The organism is Sphingomonas sp. TREG-RG-20F-R18-01, assembly GCF_022662475.1.
Classification (GTDB): domain Bacteria; phylum Pseudomonadota; class Alphaproteobacteria; order Sphingomonadales; family Sphingomonadaceae; genus Sphingomonas.
In genome coordinates this window covers 60,062-75,217 of the sequence record NZ_JAKNQQ010000002.1, presented here as the reverse complement: position 1 = coordinate 75,217, position 15,156 = coordinate 60,062, and the positions used below count along the sequence as shown (strand labels likewise).

The window sequence follows — 15,156 nt, the reverse complement described above, 5'->3', positions numbered from 1 at the left end:
GTATCGCGCTAGCGGTAGGGCGACCCGGCCATCGCTGGCTCGACGGAAGGAGAGAGCAGGTTGACCGCACCGACGATCCCATCCTGGCCGGACCTCGACTGGCCCGCCTGGCGCGAAACCGCGATCGGCCTTCAGCTCCGCGCCCAGATCATCGGCAAGGTCCGGCTCGCGCTGACGCCGTGGCTCAACCATAGCTGGCACGTGCCGCTCTACGTCTCGGCACGCGGGCTTACCACCTCGGCCATCCCCGTCGGCGACCGCATCCTCGAGATCGAGTTCGACCTGTTGCACGACCGGCTGGTGTTCATGGCCAGCGATGGCCGCAGCCGCGGGATCGGTCTCAACTCCGGCAGTATCGCGCATTTTTACAGGACGGTCATCGCTTGCCTGACCGAGCTCGATGTACCCGCCATCTTCGACGGCACCCCGAGCGAAATGGCCGACATGCCCCCCTTCGCCGAAGATACCGCAGACCGCCCCTATGACGCCGATGCCGTGCGAGCGTTCTGGCGCGCTCTCATTCAGGTGGCGCGCGTATTCGGCGAGTTCCGCACCGGCTTCGTCGGCAAGGCGAGCCCGGTGCACTTCTTCTGGGGCAGCTTCGATCTCGCCGTCACGCGTTTCTCGGGCCGCGCTGCGCCGACCCATCCCGGCAGCTTCCCCGGCCTTCCCGATGCCGTGACGCGCGATGCGTACAGCCATGAGGAAGCCAGCGTCGGTTTCTGGCCGGGCAGCGATGCGTATCCGAAAGCCGCGTTCTACGCCTACGCCTATCCCGCGCCCGAAGGGTATGCCGAAGCGAAGGTCGTTCCTGCGGCGGCAGAATGGAACGTCGCGCTGGGCGAATTCCTGCTGCCCTATGACGCGGTGCGCGCCGCGTCCGATCCGGATGCGGCGTTGCTGGCCTTTTGTCAGTCGACCTATGACGCCGCCGCCGATCTCGCACAGTGGGACCGCGCCGCGCTCGATTGCGGGACGGGGCGGCCAGGTGTGCCGCGCAGCGTCTGACCGCTTGCATCGGCGCGGCCTGGCTGCAACCATGGGCCGCGTTGAGAGGTCGCCGATCATGAAAAAGTTTCTTCCCGTTTTCATCACCTTGGCGATCTTCGCCGGTCCTGTGGAGGCGCAGTCGGGCGACCGTACCGAACGGCTCTTGAGCGCGCTTGCCGATGCGCCCGGCCCGTCGGGATTCGAGGAAGCGGTTCGCGCGATCATGGTGCGCGAACTCAAGCCGATGGCCGACAAGCTCAGCTATGACGGCGTCGGCTCGGTGATCGCGCAGCACGGCACGAGCGGGCCTAGGATCATGCTCGACGCGCATATGGACGAGCTCGGCGGGGTGGTGCGGCGCGTGACGCCTACGGGATATCTGTCGATGCAGATGCTCGGTGGCTGGCTCGACCAGGCGCTGCCCGACCAGCGCTGGATCATCATCGGCAAGAACGGGCCGGTCCATGCCGTGACCGGGATCCGCGACGTCCATGTCGTGCCGGCGGACGAACGCGGCAAGGTCTATCCGCGCGACAAGCTCTATCTCGATGTCGGCGCGAAGACGCCCGCCGAGGTTGCCGCGCTCGGCCTGTCGCCGGGGGATCCGGTCGTGCCCGATTCGCCGTTCGCGGTGATGGGCAAGGGGGATCGCTATCTCGGCAAGGCGTGGGACGACCGCGTCGGGCTCGCGGTGATCATCGAAGCACTGCGCCGTCTGCGCAGTACCGGACACCCCAACCAACTGTTCGTCGTGGCGACCGTCCAGGAGGAAGTCGGGCTACGTGGCGCGCGCACCTCGGCGGACCTGATCAAGCCCGACATCGGCATCGCGATCGAAGGCGGGATCGCGGGCGACAGTCCGGGGCGCAACCCGGAGGAAACGCAGGCCGTGCTGGGCGGCGGTCCGGGGATCTTCCTCTACGACTCGAGCACCTTGCCCAACCGCAAGTTCGTGCGGCTGGTCGACGCGACGGCGGCGGGCGCACGCATCCCGCTGCAACACGATCTGGTCCAGGGGTATGGCGACGACAGCGCCGCGATCCAGGCGACCAACGGCGGGGTGCCGACGGTCAATCTCGTCGTGCCCGCGCGATATACGCATGCGCATAACGGCATCATCGACCGTGCCGATTTCGATCGCACCGTCGATCTCGTCGTCGCGCTGATCGGCAAGCTCGATGCCAGGACGGTCGCCGACCTGCGCGATTTCACGCCATGAGCCTGGTCGAGGTTGGACGGTTCGGGCGCAACGAGGCCTATATCGTGATCGGGCGGCTAGACTCCGAGGGGATCATGGCGATCGCGCTCGATGGGAATGCAAGCATCGCGGATGGGAGTCAGTTCTTCATTCCGGTCCGCGTGATGGTGGACGACAAGGACGCCGATACCGCCCGCGCCATCCTGGGGACGGCGGCGGGCTGAAGCGGCGCGCGGCGGAGCGGCTCTGTACTGTCGCCCGGCAGAACGTTCGCTCGCACGAGGGCAGCGCTCCAGCGAAGGTCAGGCGCACAAGGGTTCGCGGGCGAGCCCAACCCAACGATCCCACTGCCTGATTCTTAGGCAGACATTCGCAACTGCACAAAAATTTACCTTTTGGTAACCGTTCCTGTCCCGAAAATACGCCGTAACGCGTCGATCGTGTCTTGGCATGGCGATTGCATGACATCCCCTCAGGACCAATAACCAGGGGGGTTCTTGCGTGAAGCTTGTCATAGCCATCATCAAACCATTCAAGCTCGACGACGTGCGCGAGGCACTGACCGAAATCGGCGTCGCAGGCATGACCGTGACGGAGGTCAAGGGGTTCGGGCGCCAGAAGGGCCAGACCGAGATCTACCGTGGCGCCGAGTACAGCACCAACATGGTCCCCAAGATCAAGATCGAGGTCGTGTGCGGTTCCGATGTCGCGGCCCGCGTGGTCGAGTCGATCCAGGCGTCGGCAAACACCGGGGCGATCGGTGATGGCAAGATCTTCGTGCTCGATGTGGGGCAAGCCGTTCGCATCCGCACCGGCGAAACAGACGAGACCGCGTTGTGAGGGGGGTAATGATGAAGCCAGGGATGAAAACGGGTTTGGCGGCGCTGGCGGGGGCCTCGTTCCTTGCGGCGTTACCCGCATGGGCGCAGGCGCCCGCGCTGATCAAGGCGCCGACCGCCGCGCAGATGGCGACGATGGTCAACAAGGGCGATACCAGCTGGATGCTGGTTTCCTCGGCACTCGTGCTGATGATGTCGGTCCCGGGGCTGGCGCTGTTCTACGGCGGGCTGGTCCGCACCAAGAACATGCTGTCGGTGCTGATGCAGGTGCTGATGATCGTCTGCATCGCGTCGCTCGTCTGGGTGTCGTGGGGCTATTCGATGGCCTTTACCTCGGGCGGCGAAAACCATTTCTTCGGCGGGCTGTCCAAGGCGTTCCTGCGCGGCGTCGACGGCACCACGCTGGCGGCGACCTTCTCCAACAACGTCTACATTCCTGAATTCGCGTATGTCTGCTTCCAGATGACGTTCGCCTGCATCACGCCGGCGCTGATCATCGGGGCGTTTGCGGAACGCGTGAAGTTCACGCCCTTGATGATCTTCATGGTGGCGTGGATGACGATCGTCTATTTCCCGATCGCGCACATGGTGTGGTATTGGGCAGGCCCCGATTTCCTCCCCGGATCGCCGACCGACGGCGGCTGGCTGTTCAACCTTGGCGCCCTCGACTTCGCCGGCGGCACCGTCGTCCACATCAATGCCGGGATCGCCGGGCTGGTCGGTTGCCTCGTGATCGGTCCACGCCTCGGCTATGGCCGCGAGCCGATGCCGCCGCACTCGCTGACGATGACGATGATCGGCGCGAGCCTGTTGTGGGTCGGCTGGTTCGGGTTCAACGCCGGGTCCAACCTCGAGGCGAACGGCGTCACCGCGGTCGCGTTCATTAACACCTTCGTCGCGACCGCCGCCGCTGCCGTCTCCTGGGCGGTGATCGACCAGGTCGTGCACAAGAAGCCGTCGCTGCTCGGCGCGGTGACGGGCGCGGTCGCCGGGCTGGTCGCGATCACGCCGGCCTCGGGCTATGCCGCACCGATGACCTCGGTCGTCCTCGGGCTCGTCGTGTCGCCGATCTGCTTCATCTTCGTCACCTATGTAAAGGCGTGGCTGAAGTATGACGACTCGCTCGACGTGTTCGGCGTCCATTGCATCGGCGGGATCGTCGGGGCGCTCGCCACCGCGATCGTCGCGGCGCCGTCGCTCGGCGGACAGGGGTATTTCGATTACACCAAGTTCCCGGCCGTCGCGGTGACCGCTGCCGAGTACAGCATGTCGGCGCAGCTGGTGAAGCAGCTCACCGCGGTCGGCATCACGCTGGTGTGGTCGGGCGGCGTCTCGGCGGTCCTGTTCCTCGCGCTCAAGTTCACGATCGGCCTGCGGCCGACCGAAGAGGTCGAGCATAACGGTCTCGACATCACCGAACATGGCGAGCGCGCCTATAATTACTGACGAGTTTGGTTGCCGGGTCGGGTGGCCCGGCGGCCCCACGATGTTCCTCCTGCGGACGACCTTAGGCCGGTGTGGCAACACACCGGCCGCTTTTTATGGGACTTGCGGTGTATCGGACCGGGCATGGAGCAACGGTCGATGCCATTCCTACCGCCAGTGACATCTCGATCCCAGGGTCCCGCGGCAAGGTCCCGTCCGAACGCGGTCAATGCCTTTCCGGCACCGTCGTCGTGTGTCCCGCGAACCCGTCCGTCAGCAAACGGCGTCGCACGATCGCCTCGGGCATTTCGGTGGCGATGTATCGCATCAGGCCCTCGCGAATGTCGCAGCGCAGGTCGAAAGCGATCGACGCATCCTGCGCGGTCGCCAGCACGCGCAACTGCAACGCGTCGGCGGTCGCATCGGTGACCTGCAGGTTCCAGAAGCGCTTGTCCCAGCGGGGGTTGTCCGACACCAGTCGCTCGACATGCGTCCGCAACCGCGCGACGTCGGCCGCCGGGTCGACATAGACGAACACCGAGCCCAGCAATTGCGCGTTCGACCGGGTCCAGTTCTGGAAACTGTCTTCCAGGAACTTGCTTACCGGCACGACCAAACGACGGTCGTCCCAGATCCGCACCACCACATAGGTCAGCCGGATTTCCTCGATCCGGCCCCATTCGTTCTCGATGATGACGACGTCGTCGAGCCGGATCGGTTCGGTAAAGGCGAGCTGGATTCCCGCGATCAGGTTCTTGAGCGCAGGCTGCGCCGCAGCGCCGACCGCAAGGCCGGCAAGTCCGGCGGACGCCATCAGGGTCACGCCGACGGCGCGGATCGCCGGGATGCTGAGCAGCATCATGCACAAGGTGATGAAGACGACGCAGATGACCGCGATCCGCGTCAGGATCGCATAGCGGGTGCGCTTGCGACGGGCCTTGAGATTGTCCGCGACGCTGATGTCGTAGCGCAGATCGACGATGTCGTTGGCCGCCCGGATCGTCGCGATCACCATCCAGCCGACCAGCGCAGGAATGACGAATCCGGCGATCTGCTGGCCCAGCGCGGCCTGGTGGGCGGGCAAGTCGATTCCGCGCGCCGCCATGCTCAGCGCGACCGCCACGAAGATCCAGCGCAACGGCGCGGCGATCCGCGCGACCACGATGTTGTCGGCGCGGCTCGGCGTCCGCTCGGTGAACCGGCGCAGTGCGAGCATCGCGATACGGTAGGACACCAGCGCGATCACGATCGCGACGGCAAAGGTCACTGCGGCGGCAAGCCGCTGCTCCCACAAATGCGACAATCCCAGGTCGCCGATCACAAGGCCTCCGCTGATCGAGGTGACACTACGCCATCGCAGCGCCTCCTTAACGGATCAGCGCAACCGGGCGTTCCGATGCCTGGGTCAGATCCAGCTGCGCCCATCAGCGCCGCCGCAGCCAAGCGGGGGCAATTGCCCCGGGAACCGCGCATGCAGCTTGGCACAGCCCCAGTGCCGCAATGGTGCCGGCGCGTAGCCATTCAGGGCAATGCCGACTTCGTTATACGGACTGTCGGCGTAAGCGACGTACATGTACCAGCGACTCCCGAACATCACGACGATAGCGATCGTGATGACGACCAGAACTTGCAGCAGTTTGTTCATCGGATTTCCGTGGTGTCCGTGGCGGGAGGCCATGACTGCGATAGATCCGCGGCGCAACATATATTGATTTAAGTCAATGTTAATGAACGACTTGGGATCGGCGGGCGGCACGTGTGGGGTGCCGAGCCTTTCGCCGCGGCGCTGGGACGGTATAAGGGTGCCCATGACCACGCTTCGCACCATCGACGCCAGCATTGCCGTCGCCCCGCAGATCGCGCCCGATGCGATCGCCGAGCTTGCTGCCGCAGGCTTCACCGACATCGTCAACAATCGCCCCGACGGCGAGGATTTCGGACAGCCGAGCGGCGACGCGATCGCCGCCGCCGCCGCAGCCGTTGGCATGACCTACACCGCGATCCCCGTGACCCATGCCGGTTTCTCGCACCCGCAGATCGATGCGATGGCGGCGGTGCTGGGGGAGGCCAAGGGGCCGGTGCTCGCTTATTGCCGCTCGGGTACGCGGTCGTGCAACCTGTGGGCGCTTGCCGCGGTCAAGGCGGGCGGGCATCCCGATGCCGTCATGGCGAAGGCGGCGGCGGCTGGGTACGACCTGACCGGCCTGCGCCCGTTGCTCGACGCGCTGTCGACACCACAGTGACGCGGACCGGCGCGCGCCGATGCCGCTGAGCTGGGACGTGATCGGCTATGGCCTCGCCGGGCTGATCGGCCTTGCCCTGGTTGCGCGCTGGCTGCGGCTGGCCGAAAGCCGGATCGGCGACGCAGCGCAAGCGCGCGAGATGGCAGAAACTTTGCTCGCAGGTTTCGTCGCGCACGGGGCGGTGGTCGGCACCGACGGCAATGCCGCGCTGGTCGCGGGCGGGGGCGCGGTCGCGATGCTCAAGCGGCGGGGCGCCAAGGTCGTCGCGCGGCGGTTGCTTCCACCCGTCGCGCTGAGCCAGGACATCGAGGGCGTGCGGGTCGAGACCGGTGAGCGAATGTTCGGCGGCGTGCTGCTGTTCGGCGTGACTGCGGACGAGGTCCGTGCGCTGGAATCTTCGCTGACCTTTCACTGATCCCGTGACGCGCGGCCTCTGGCGGCCGCCACGGGTTCGTGCCAAGTTCGACACGCAAGGCACGATGGCAGCATAGCCACGGCCGTGGAGAGTGAGAGGACAGCCCGTGGAAGAAGTCGACATCGTCGTCATCGGAGGAGGGTCGGGCGGTGCCGCTGCGGCGGGCCGGCTAAGCGAAGGCGGGAGATTCTCGGTCGCGGTGCTCGAGGCAGGCGGCCGCAACACCGGGTTGCGCACGCGGATTCCGGCAATGCTCGCGTTCCAGACCCCCAAGACCAACTGGAATTACGAGACCGTCCCGCAAACCGGGCTCAACGGCCGGCGCGGGCACCAGCCGCGCGGCAAGGGGATGGGCGGATCGAGCGCAATCAACGCGATGATCTACATCCGCGGCAATCGCTGGGATTACGACAATTGGGCGGCGATGGGGTGCACCGGCTGGTCGTATGACGACGTGCTCCCGTGGTTCCGCCGCAGCGAGCATAACGAGCGCGGCGGCGACGCTTTCCACGGTGGCGACGGTCCGCTGTGGGTCAGCGAGCAGCATCATGCCAATCCCGGCAGCCGCGATTTCGTCGCGGCGGGCGAGAGCCTGCAGATCCCGCACAACGCCGATTTCAACGGCGCGCGGCAGGATGGAATCGGCCTGTACCAGGTGACACAGCGCAACGGTGAACGCTGGACCTCGGCACGCGCCTATCTCGGCGACCGACCGACGCACCCCAACCTGTCGGTGCTGACCGGGGTGACGGTCGAGCGGGTCCTGTTCGACGGCGCGCGAGCGAGCGGGGTCACCTATATTCAGGACGGGCAGGCCCGCCAGATCCGCGCGCGGCGCGCGGTGATCCTTGCCGGCGGCGTGTTCGGGACCGCGCAGTTGCTGCAATTGTCGGGCATCGGCCCGGCGGCGCATTTGCGCGACCACGGCATTGCGGTGCGGGTCGACCGGCCGGCCGTCGGGTCCAATCTGCAGGACCACATCGATTATGTCGCCGCGTTCGAGACGCCGGGGACGCAATTCGTCGGCAGTTCGCTGAAGGGGACGATCGCGATGGCGGGCGGCATGATCCAGTGGCTGCGCAAGCGCCAGGGGATGATGACGACCCCGTTCGCCGAGGCCGGCGCATTCCTGAAAGTGATGCCGGACGCGCCCGCGCCCGACGTCCAGCTGCATTTCGTGGTTGCAGCGCTTGAGGATCACGGCCGGACCAAGGTGCCGGGACACGGATATTCCTGCCATGTCTGCGTGCTCCGTCCCGAAAGCCACGGAACGGTACGCCTCGGATCGACCGACGCGCGGGAAGCGCCGCTGATCGACCCGGCCTTCCTTACCGACCCGCGCGACATGGCCGTGATGAAGGCGGGCGTACGCGCGATGTACCGGATCCTGGAACAGCCTCCGCTCAGCGACCATCAGGGCCGCGACCGGCATCCGGTCGACCTGTCCGACGACGCGGCGCTGGAGGATCTGATCCGGTCGCGCGCGGATACGGTCTATCACCCGGTCGGGACGGCGCGGATGGGATCGGACGAGGCTGCCGTGTGCGATCCACGACTGCGGGTTCGCGGGGTGGAGGGACTGTATGTCGCGGATGCATCGGTCATGCCCAAGCTCGTCTCGGGCAACACCAATGCCCCGTCGATCATGATTGGCGAACGCTGTGCCGATTTCGTGGCGACCGATCTGCGCTGACCGCCTAGGCGATTTCGATGGATCGCAAGGACTGGACCAGGATCGGAGTGGCGGCGGCGGTGTTGCTGGTGCCGGGTGGCTTCGTGCTGGGCGGGCTGCTCGCGACGCGGCGCTACCGGGCGGCGCGGGCGGCAAAGGCAGTGGAACCGTCGGGCAGTGAGCGCGATCATGAAAATCGCGCCTGAGGTCAGGGTACGGTCCGTTCAGGCCGTCATCCCGCGCAGGTAGTCCGACGCCCGCTCCCTAGAACCGCCGCACCACCGCCAGAAACGCCTCGCCATACGCCTCGAGCTTGCGCGCGCCGACCCCGGTGATCCGCCCCATCGCGCCGAGCGACGCCGGGCGCAGGTTCGCCATCTCGCGCAGTACGGAATCGTGGAAGATCACATATGGCGGCACGCTGGCTTCCAGCGCCAGCTCGCGCCGCTTGGTCCGCAGGGCCTCGAACAGCGGATCGCCGCTCGGGTTCGCCGCCGCGCCGCCGCTTGCACCCCCCCGCGTCCGCCGCGCGCGCTTCGGCGGGACGATCAGGTCGACGCGGTCGTTCTCCTTGAGGATCCCGCGCGCGCCGGGGCCGAACTCCAGTCCGCCGAAATCGTTCGCGCGGAGCGCATCGCGCAGCAGCAGCGCGCGGGCGACCGGCTTGATCAGCGCGGTTTCCTCGGGCGACGCGGCGATGCCCCATACCCCGAGCGCCTCATGCCCGTTCATCAGACTGCGCTCGCTCGACTGTCCGGTCAGGACCTGTTCGATATAGCCCGTGCCAAAGCTCTGCCCCGTGCGAAAGACGGCGGAGAGGAATTTCCTCGCCACCTCCGTCGCATCGATGCTGGCGGGCGGGTTGAGGCAATTATCGCAATTGCCGCAATTCTCAGGCGAGTCGTCCCCGAAATGCTTGAGCAGGATCCGCCGGCGGCACCCCGCCGTCTCGGCGAGCGCGCCCAGCGCCGCGAGCCGCTGCCGCTCGCCTGGCTGGCGGACGGGCTCGACCTCGCCGATGCGCTGGCGCGCGCGCGCGAAATCCTCGGCGCCCCAGAAGAGATGCGCCATCGCCGGATCGCCGTCACGCCCGGCGCGGCCGGTTTCCTGATAATAAGCCTCGATCGACTTGGGCAGGCCGGCGTGGGCCACGAAGCGGACGTCGGGCTTGTCGATCCCCATCCCGAACGCGACCGTCGCGCACATCACCATGTCCTCGGACGCGACGAAATCGGCCTGATTCTTCGCCCGGACCGACGGATCGAGCCCGGCGTGATAGGCGCGCGTCGGGCGCCCGGTCTTGGCGAGCGCCTCGGCCATCTTTTCGGTGCCGGCGCGGCTCTGGACGTAGACGATACCTGCGCCGGGCGTCTCCGCGATCAGGTCGGCGATCTGGCGGGTGGCATTGTCCTTGGGGCTGATGCGATACTGGATGTTGGGCCGGTCGAACCCAGCGACGATCATGCCCTCGTGCGGGATGCCGAGCTGGTCGAGGATGTCCGCGCGAGTGTGCGCATCGGCGGTCGCGGTCAGCGCGAGCCTTGGTACGTCCGGGAAGGCATCGAGCAGCGGGCGGAGCAAGCGATAATCGGGGCGGAAGTCATGCCCCCATTCGGAGACGCAATGCGCCTCGTCGATCGCGAACAGCGCGAGCGGGGCCTGGCCAAGCAAATCACGGAAGCTCTGGCTCGAGGCCCGCTCGGGTGCGACGTACAGTAGGTCGAGGTCGCCACGCCGGAAGCGCGCGATCGTTTCCATCTGGTCGGTATCGACCGAGGTCAGCGTCGCCGCGCTGATCCCGATCGCGGTCGCCGCGCGCAACTGGTCGTGCATCAGCGCGATCAGCGGGGAGACGACGACGCAGGTGCCGGGCAGCGCAACCGCGGGCAGCTGATAGCACAGCGACTTGCCCGCGCCGGTCGGCATGACGGCGAGGGTGTTCTCGGCACGCAGCACGCGCTCGACGACCGAACCCTGCACTCCGCGAAAACCGGGGAAGCCGAAGGTCGATTGCAGGATCGGAAGGGGGTCGAGCATCATGCCCCGATCTAGCGTGCACGGTCCCAAAGCGTAAGGGGCGCGCGGGCGCAATTAACGCCGTGCCTGCCAAGCGACCTCGCGACCCCGGGACGGGGAAGGTCGGTGGCTGGTGCGCCCGGCGCGTCGTTCGATCGACCACGCGCGTTGTGGCATTGCCACCGTCATGACGCTGGCGCGAGTCCACCGGATGGTTCGGACCCCGTCCTTGCCGGTCGCGTGCCCACTGGTTCGACGTGGACGAGCCGCGGCACACGCGCCCTCTTGCGCAATGCGATCCCCGGCGTGCAAACGCGGCACCATGGAACGCGTTACCGACAACAAGGCCGAGGCCGAATTCGAACTGATCGTATCGGGCCAGCGCGCGGTCGCGGCCTATCAGCGGGAGGACGACACGATCGTCTTCACCCATACGATCGTCCCCAAGGCGATCGAAGGCCGTGGGGTCGCCTCCAAGCTGATTCGCGCCGCGCTCGATTCGGCGCGCGACCGCGGGCTGAAGGTCGTCTCGCAATGTCCGTTCGTCACCGCCTATATTGAGAAGCACCCGGAGTATCGCGCGCTGCTCGGCTGAGCGTCAGTCGGCGGTCTCGCTCGTCTTGCGGCCCTTGAACCCCTGCGCCACGACGTACCATTCCGATGACGCCTTGCGGCTGGCGGGGGGCTTTGCGTGCTTCACGGTGGTGAAGTTACGCTTCATTTCCGCAACCAGCGCAGTGTCCGCGCCGCCTGCAAACACCTTGCCGACGAACGCGCCGCCCGGCTGGAGCACGTCGATCGCGAAGTCGAGCGCCGCCTCGACCAGACCCATGGTGCGGAGCGCATCGGTCTGGGGATGCCCGACGGTATTCGCCGCCATGTCCGACAGCACAAGATCGGGCGCGCCGCCAAGTGCCGCCATCAGCCGCTCGGGCGCGACATCGTCCATGAAATCGAGCTGAAGGATCTCGACTCCCTCGATGGGATCGACCGGGAGGAGATCGATTCCGACAATCGCCGCCTTGGGCACCTGGCGCCGCACGACCTGCGCCCAGCCGCCAGGAGCCAGTCCGAGATCGACGACGTGGCGCTTGCCCTTGAGGAAATCGAACCGCTCGTCGAGCTCGGACAATTTGTACGCAGCGCGACTGCGGAAACCGTCGGCTTTCGCGCGCTTGACGTAGGGGTCGTTCAGCTGGCGTTCGAGCCAGCGCGTGGATTGCGCGGTACGCTTGCGCGCGGTCTTGACGCGGACCCGGAGTCCGCCGCCGTCTCTGCTCACGAAGAACTCTCCATCAATCGGCGCAAAATGCCCTCGCGAATGCCGCGATCGGCGATGCCCAGCCGTTCGGCGGGCCACAGGTCGAGAATCGTCTCGAGGATCGCGCATCCCGCAACGACGAGGTCGGCGCGCTCGGTGCCGATGCACGGCAGCTGTGCCCGTTGCTGCAAATCCTTACCGGCCAGATCCAGGCTGATCCGGCGCATCGCGGCGGCGGGGACGATCAGCCCGTCGACCTGCGAACGATCATAATGCGTCAGCCCGAGGTAGACGCTCGCCAGCGTGGTTACCGTGCCCGACGTTCCCAGGAGCCGGGGCACCGCGATCCCGCGGGGCAGGCGCGCGGCGAACGCCGCCATGCTGTCGGTGACCAGTGCGCGCATCCGCGCATAGGCCGCCGCCCGCCCGTCGGCGCCGCCATCTGCGCCCGGCGGTCCGTGGCCCGCGCTTTCGGTCAGGGAGACGACCCCCCAGGGCGCGCTGTGCCAGTCGAGCACGCGCGGGGTTTCGCCCTTGGTGTCCACCAGGACCAGTTCGGTCGACCCGCCGCCGATGTCGAACACCAGCGCCGGATCCTCGCCGGGTTCGATCAGCGCGTGGCAGCCCAGCACGGCGAGCCGGGCTTCTTCCTCCGCGGTGATGATGTCGAGCAGGATGCCGGTTTCGGCGTAGGCCCGCGCGATGAAATCCGCGCCGTTGACCGCGCGGCGACATGCCTCGGTCGCGACCGCGCGCGACAGCGTCACGTTGCGCCGTTTCAGCTTTTCGGCGCAGATCTTGAGGGCGACGATCGTGCGCTCGATCGCGGCGTCGCTCAGCCGCCCCGATTTGGCGAGGCCCTCACCCAGCCGGACAATTCGCGAAAAGGCATCGACCACCGCAAAGCCATCGCCTTGCGGACGCGCGATCAGCAACCGACAATTGTTGGTGCCGAGATCGAGCGCGGCGAAATGCCGCGAATCGCGCCCCCGCGCAACGGGGTTCGCGGACTTGCCTCCTGGCTTCCTGGCGTTGGCCGGTTTGCCACGAACCTCTCGGCCGTGGGTCGGCGCCGAACGGGCAGGGCGGGCCTGCCGGACCGGCATATCGGGCGGAACGTCCCCCATGCCGTTAAAACTCGCTTATTCTGTTCTGCCGTCGCGACACGCGGGTTCGCGCGTCGTTCGGTGCTTGGTTCAACGCTAGCGCAGCGGGGCCGTTGCAGCAAGCGATGCGAAACACGCGCCATGCGTCGTTGCGCAGATCTGTTGACAGCCGCGAATGCCCCGCCTAAATCGCGGCCCTGCTGCTGCCCCGTCGTCTAATGGTAAGACTGCGGTTTCTGATACCGCCTATTGAGGTTCGAATCCTCACGGGGCATCCAGCCAATCCCTTGAAATCCACGGTCTCGATCCGGTTCCCGTACGAGGATCACTCCATGCCCGCGCGCATCGCGGCGCCTGCGACGAACGGTGCGCCGGCGAGCAGCAACAGGCTCACCGCGCCGAGCAGCTTGATCGCGCCCATCCCGCCATCGATCGACCCCGCGCCGAAGATCAGCAGCGGGACGGCAAGCGGCAACATGACCAGCCCTGCGATGGAGCCGGCCCCGCGCAGTCCCGTTACCAGCGCGGCGGTCGCGACCGCGAGCGCGGCCAGCCCGGGCGTGCCGATCAGCAACCCGAGTTCGACCGTGCCGAGCGTCGCGCCGGGCAACCCCAGCAGCCCCGCCGCGATCACCGCGGCAAGCATCAGCGGCGGCCCGAAGCCGAGCCAGTGCGCGACGATCTTGGCCGCCGCCACCGCCGAGAGACTGACCCCGCGCAACGCCAGCTGATCGAGCACGCTGCTTTCGGCATCCGGGCCGACCAGCCGCTCGACCGGCATCAGCGCGGCAAGGAGAGCGGCGGCCCAGATCACCCCGCCACCGATCCGCGCGAGCAATGCGGTGTCCGGTCCGACCGCGAACGGGAACAGGATCGTGACAAGCAGGAAGAAGGCAAGCGCATTGACGATCCCGCCGCTCGCCCAGCCGATCCGCAGGTCGCGCGCGATCAACGTCAGCATGCGAGCGCGATCGGCTGCGCATCGGGCAGGGCGAGCGGCATATGCGTCGCGACCAGCGCGATCCCGCCGCTCGCGCGGTGGGTCGCGATCAGCGTTTCGAGCAGTCCGACACTTGCGGTGTCGAGCCCGTTGGCGGGTTCATCGAGCAACCACAACGCCGCGCCGCTCGCCACCACCCGCGCAAGTGCGGCACGGCGACGTTGGCCGGTCGAGAGCAGGCGCACCGGGACTTCGACGAGGTTCGCCAGATCAACCGCTGCGAGCGCGCGCGCCGCACGGTCGCGCGGTGCGCCGGGATCGGGATCGAGCGACGCCCAGAAGGCGAGCGCGTCGATCAGCCGTCGTGCAGGGTCGAGCGCGTGCGCCTCCGCCATCAGCGCACGCGTCGGGGGATGCGCGACCGTTCCGTCAGCGGGCCGCAGCAGCCCGCCGGCGATGCGGAGCAGGCTCGACTTGCCGACGCCATTTGGCCCGCGGACCAGCCCGGCCCCGCCGGGCGCGAGCGTGAAGGACAGCGATTCGAACAGCACCCGCCCGCCCCGCACGCAGGTGACGCCCGAGAAAGCGAGCACGTCTGCGTCGCTCACCGGGGCGCGGCCGACTCTTCGAGCGCATGCATGTCGGCATCGGACAGGCCGAAATGATGCCCGATCTCATGGATCGTGACATGCGCGACCAGCTCGGCGAGCCCGACCCCGGTGTCGACCCATTCGTCGAGGATCGGGCGGCGATACAAATGGATTCGATCGGGGAGGGTGGCTGTATCCATCGACGATTTTTCGCCGATCGGGCGGCCGTGATAGACCCCCGACAGGTCGAACGGATCCTCGATCCCCAGCGCGTCGAGCGTTGCGTCGTCGGCGAACTCCTCGACGCTCAGCACCACGTCGCCGAGATGGGCGCGGAACGCCGGCGGAAGTCCGGCGATCGTCGCGCGCGCGATCGCTTCGATCATCGCTGCGTCGGGCGGGAGTTGATCGGTCTGCTCCATGCGGTAAGCCATACGGCGACGGCGCGCTTGGCGCCAGCA

The 15,156-nt window shown here is 67.2% G+C and carries 18 protein-coding genes and 1 tRNA gene; 11 read left to right on the top strand and 8 right to left on the bottom strand.

Features of this window, described 5'->3' with window-relative positions:
• Positions 1–60 precede the first annotated feature (60 nt).
• From L8K25_RS05860 to L8K25_RS05840, 5 genes are all read left to right on the top strand, one after another.
• On the top strand, positions 61–1,008 hold the full coding sequence (locus L8K25_RS05860; RefSeq protein ID WP_242137976.1) for a DUF5996 family protein: 948 nt from the start codon (positions 61–63) through the stop codon (positions 1,006–1,008).
• 58 nt (positions 1,009–1,066) lie between these two features.
• Entirely contained in the window at positions 1,067–2,209 is a 1,143-nt protein-coding gene (locus L8K25_RS05855; protein WP_242137975.1) for a M42 family metallopeptidase, read from the top strand.
• Positions 2,206–2,412, top strand: a complete 207-nt coding sequence (locus tag L8K25_RS05850; protein WP_242137974.1) for a DUF2007 domain-containing protein — start codon at positions 2,206–2,208, stop codon at positions 2,410–2,412. Before L8K25_RS05855 ends, L8K25_RS05850 begins: the two co-directional genes overlap by 4 nt.
• 277 nt (positions 2,413–2,689) lie before the next feature.
• Positions 2,690–3,028 carry a P-II family nitrogen regulator gene (locus L8K25_RS05845; RefSeq protein ID WP_242137973.1) on the top strand — a complete coding sequence of 113 codons (339 nt, stop codon included), beginning with the start codon at positions 2,690–2,692 and terminating at the stop codon, positions 3,026–3,028.
• 11 nt (positions 3,029–3,039) lie between these two features.
• Complete coding sequence (locus tag L8K25_RS05840) at positions 3,040–4,473, top strand: ammonium transporter (RefSeq protein ID WP_242138709.1); 1,434 nt, start codon at positions 3,040–3,042, stop codon at positions 4,471–4,473.
• Between the two features lie 205 nt (positions 4,474–4,678).
• Here the strand turns inward: L8K25_RS05840 and L8K25_RS05835 are convergent, their stop codons facing one another.
• Together L8K25_RS05835 and L8K25_RS05830 are read right to left on the bottom strand one after the other, a co-directional pair.
• A complete protein-coding gene (locus L8K25_RS05835) occupies positions 4,679–5,773 on the bottom strand; it encodes a mechanosensitive ion channel domain-containing protein (protein ID WP_242137972.1) in 1,095 nt (364 codons plus the stop codon).
• Between the two features lie 84 nt (positions 5,774–5,857).
• Positions 5,858–6,097, bottom strand: a complete 240-nt coding sequence (locus L8K25_RS05830; protein WP_242137971.1) for a hypothetical protein — start codon at positions 6,095–6,097, stop codon at positions 5,858–5,860.
• Between the two features lie 163 nt (positions 6,098–6,260).
• Here L8K25_RS05830 and L8K25_RS05825 point away from each other — a divergent pair, with 163 nt between their 5' ends.
• The 4 genes from L8K25_RS05825 to L8K25_RS05810 all read left to right on the top strand — a co-directional run bounded on the left by L8K25_RS05825 (position 6,261) and on the right by L8K25_RS05810 (position 8,988).
• Complete coding sequence (locus tag L8K25_RS05825) at positions 6,261–6,695, top strand: TIGR01244 family sulfur transferase (RefSeq protein WP_242137970.1); 435 nt, start codon at positions 6,261–6,263, stop codon at positions 6,693–6,695.
• A gap of 19 nt (positions 6,696–6,714) precedes the next feature.
• On the top strand, positions 6,715–7,110 hold the full coding sequence (locus L8K25_RS05820) for a hypothetical protein (protein ID WP_242137969.1): 396 nt from the start codon (positions 6,715–6,717) through the stop codon (positions 7,108–7,110).
• Between the two features lie 106 nt (positions 7,111–7,216).
• Positions 7,217–8,803 (top strand): GMC family oxidoreductase N-terminal domain-containing protein, encoded by a 1,587-nt coding sequence (locus tag L8K25_RS05815; protein WP_242137968.1) that lies wholly within the window; start codon positions 7,217–7,219, stop codon positions 8,801–8,803.
• A 17-nt stretch (positions 8,804–8,820) separates the two neighbouring features.
• Entirely contained in the window at positions 8,821–8,988 is a 168-nt protein-coding gene (locus L8K25_RS05810; RefSeq protein WP_242137967.1) for a hypothetical protein, read from the top strand.
• 58 nt (positions 8,989–9,046) lie between these two features.
• Here the strand turns inward: L8K25_RS05810 and recQ are convergent, their stop codons facing one another.
• Positions 9,047–10,819 carry a DNA helicase RecQ gene (gene recQ / locus L8K25_RS05805; RefSeq protein WP_242138708.1) on the bottom strand — a complete coding sequence of 591 codons (1,773 nt, stop codon included), beginning with the start codon at positions 10,817–10,819 and terminating at the stop codon, positions 9,047–9,049.
• A gap of 301 nt (positions 10,820–11,120) precedes the next feature.
• Between recQ and L8K25_RS05800 the strand changes: the two genes are divergently transcribed.
• Positions 11,121–11,393 (top strand): GNAT family N-acetyltransferase, encoded by a 273-nt coding sequence (locus L8K25_RS05800; protein WP_242137966.1) that lies wholly within the window; start codon positions 11,121–11,123, stop codon positions 11,391–11,393.
• Positions 11,394–11,396: 3 nt separating this feature from the next.
• Here the strand turns inward: L8K25_RS05800 and L8K25_RS05795 are convergent, their stop codons facing one another.
• A complete protein-coding gene (locus L8K25_RS05795) occupies positions 11,397–12,080 on the bottom strand; it encodes an RlmE family RNA methyltransferase (RefSeq protein WP_242137965.1) in 684 nt (227 codons plus the stop codon).
• On the bottom strand, positions 12,077–13,186 hold the full coding sequence (locus tag L8K25_RS05790; RefSeq protein WP_242137964.1) for a Ppx/GppA phosphatase family protein: 1,110 nt from the start codon (positions 13,184–13,186) through the stop codon (positions 12,077–12,079). Before L8K25_RS05790 ends, L8K25_RS05795 begins: the two co-directional genes overlap by 4 nt.
• A 183-nt stretch (positions 13,187–13,369) precedes the next feature.
• Here L8K25_RS05790 and L8K25_RS05785 point away from each other — a divergent pair.
• A tRNA-Gln gene (locus tag L8K25_RS05785) sits at positions 13,370–13,443 on the top strand.
• 47 nt (positions 13,444–13,490) lie between these two features.
• On the opposite strand, the gene L8K25_RS05780 is transcribed toward L8K25_RS05785, so the two are convergent.
• The 3 genes from L8K25_RS05780 to L8K25_RS05770 are packed head-to-tail and all read right to left on the bottom strand — an operon-like array spanning position 13,491 to position 15,117.
• On the bottom strand, positions 13,491–14,126 hold the full coding sequence (locus L8K25_RS05780; RefSeq protein ID WP_242137963.1) for a heme exporter protein CcmB: 636 nt from the start codon (positions 14,124–14,126) through the stop codon (positions 13,491–13,493).
• Positions 14,120–14,713 (bottom strand): heme ABC exporter ATP-binding protein CcmA, encoded by a 594-nt coding sequence (ccmA, locus tag L8K25_RS05775; RefSeq protein ID WP_242137962.1) that lies wholly within the window; start codon positions 14,711–14,713, stop codon positions 14,120–14,122. Before ccmA ends, L8K25_RS05780 begins: the two co-directional genes overlap by 7 nt.
• Positions 14,710–15,117 carry a metallopeptidase family protein gene (locus tag L8K25_RS05770; protein ID WP_242137961.1) on the bottom strand — a complete coding sequence of 136 codons (408 nt, stop codon included), beginning with the start codon at positions 15,115–15,117 and terminating at the stop codon, positions 14,710–14,712. The genes ccmA and L8K25_RS05770 overlap by 4 nt, the downstream gene beginning before the upstream one ends.
• Positions 15,118–15,156 lie beyond the last annotated feature (39 nt).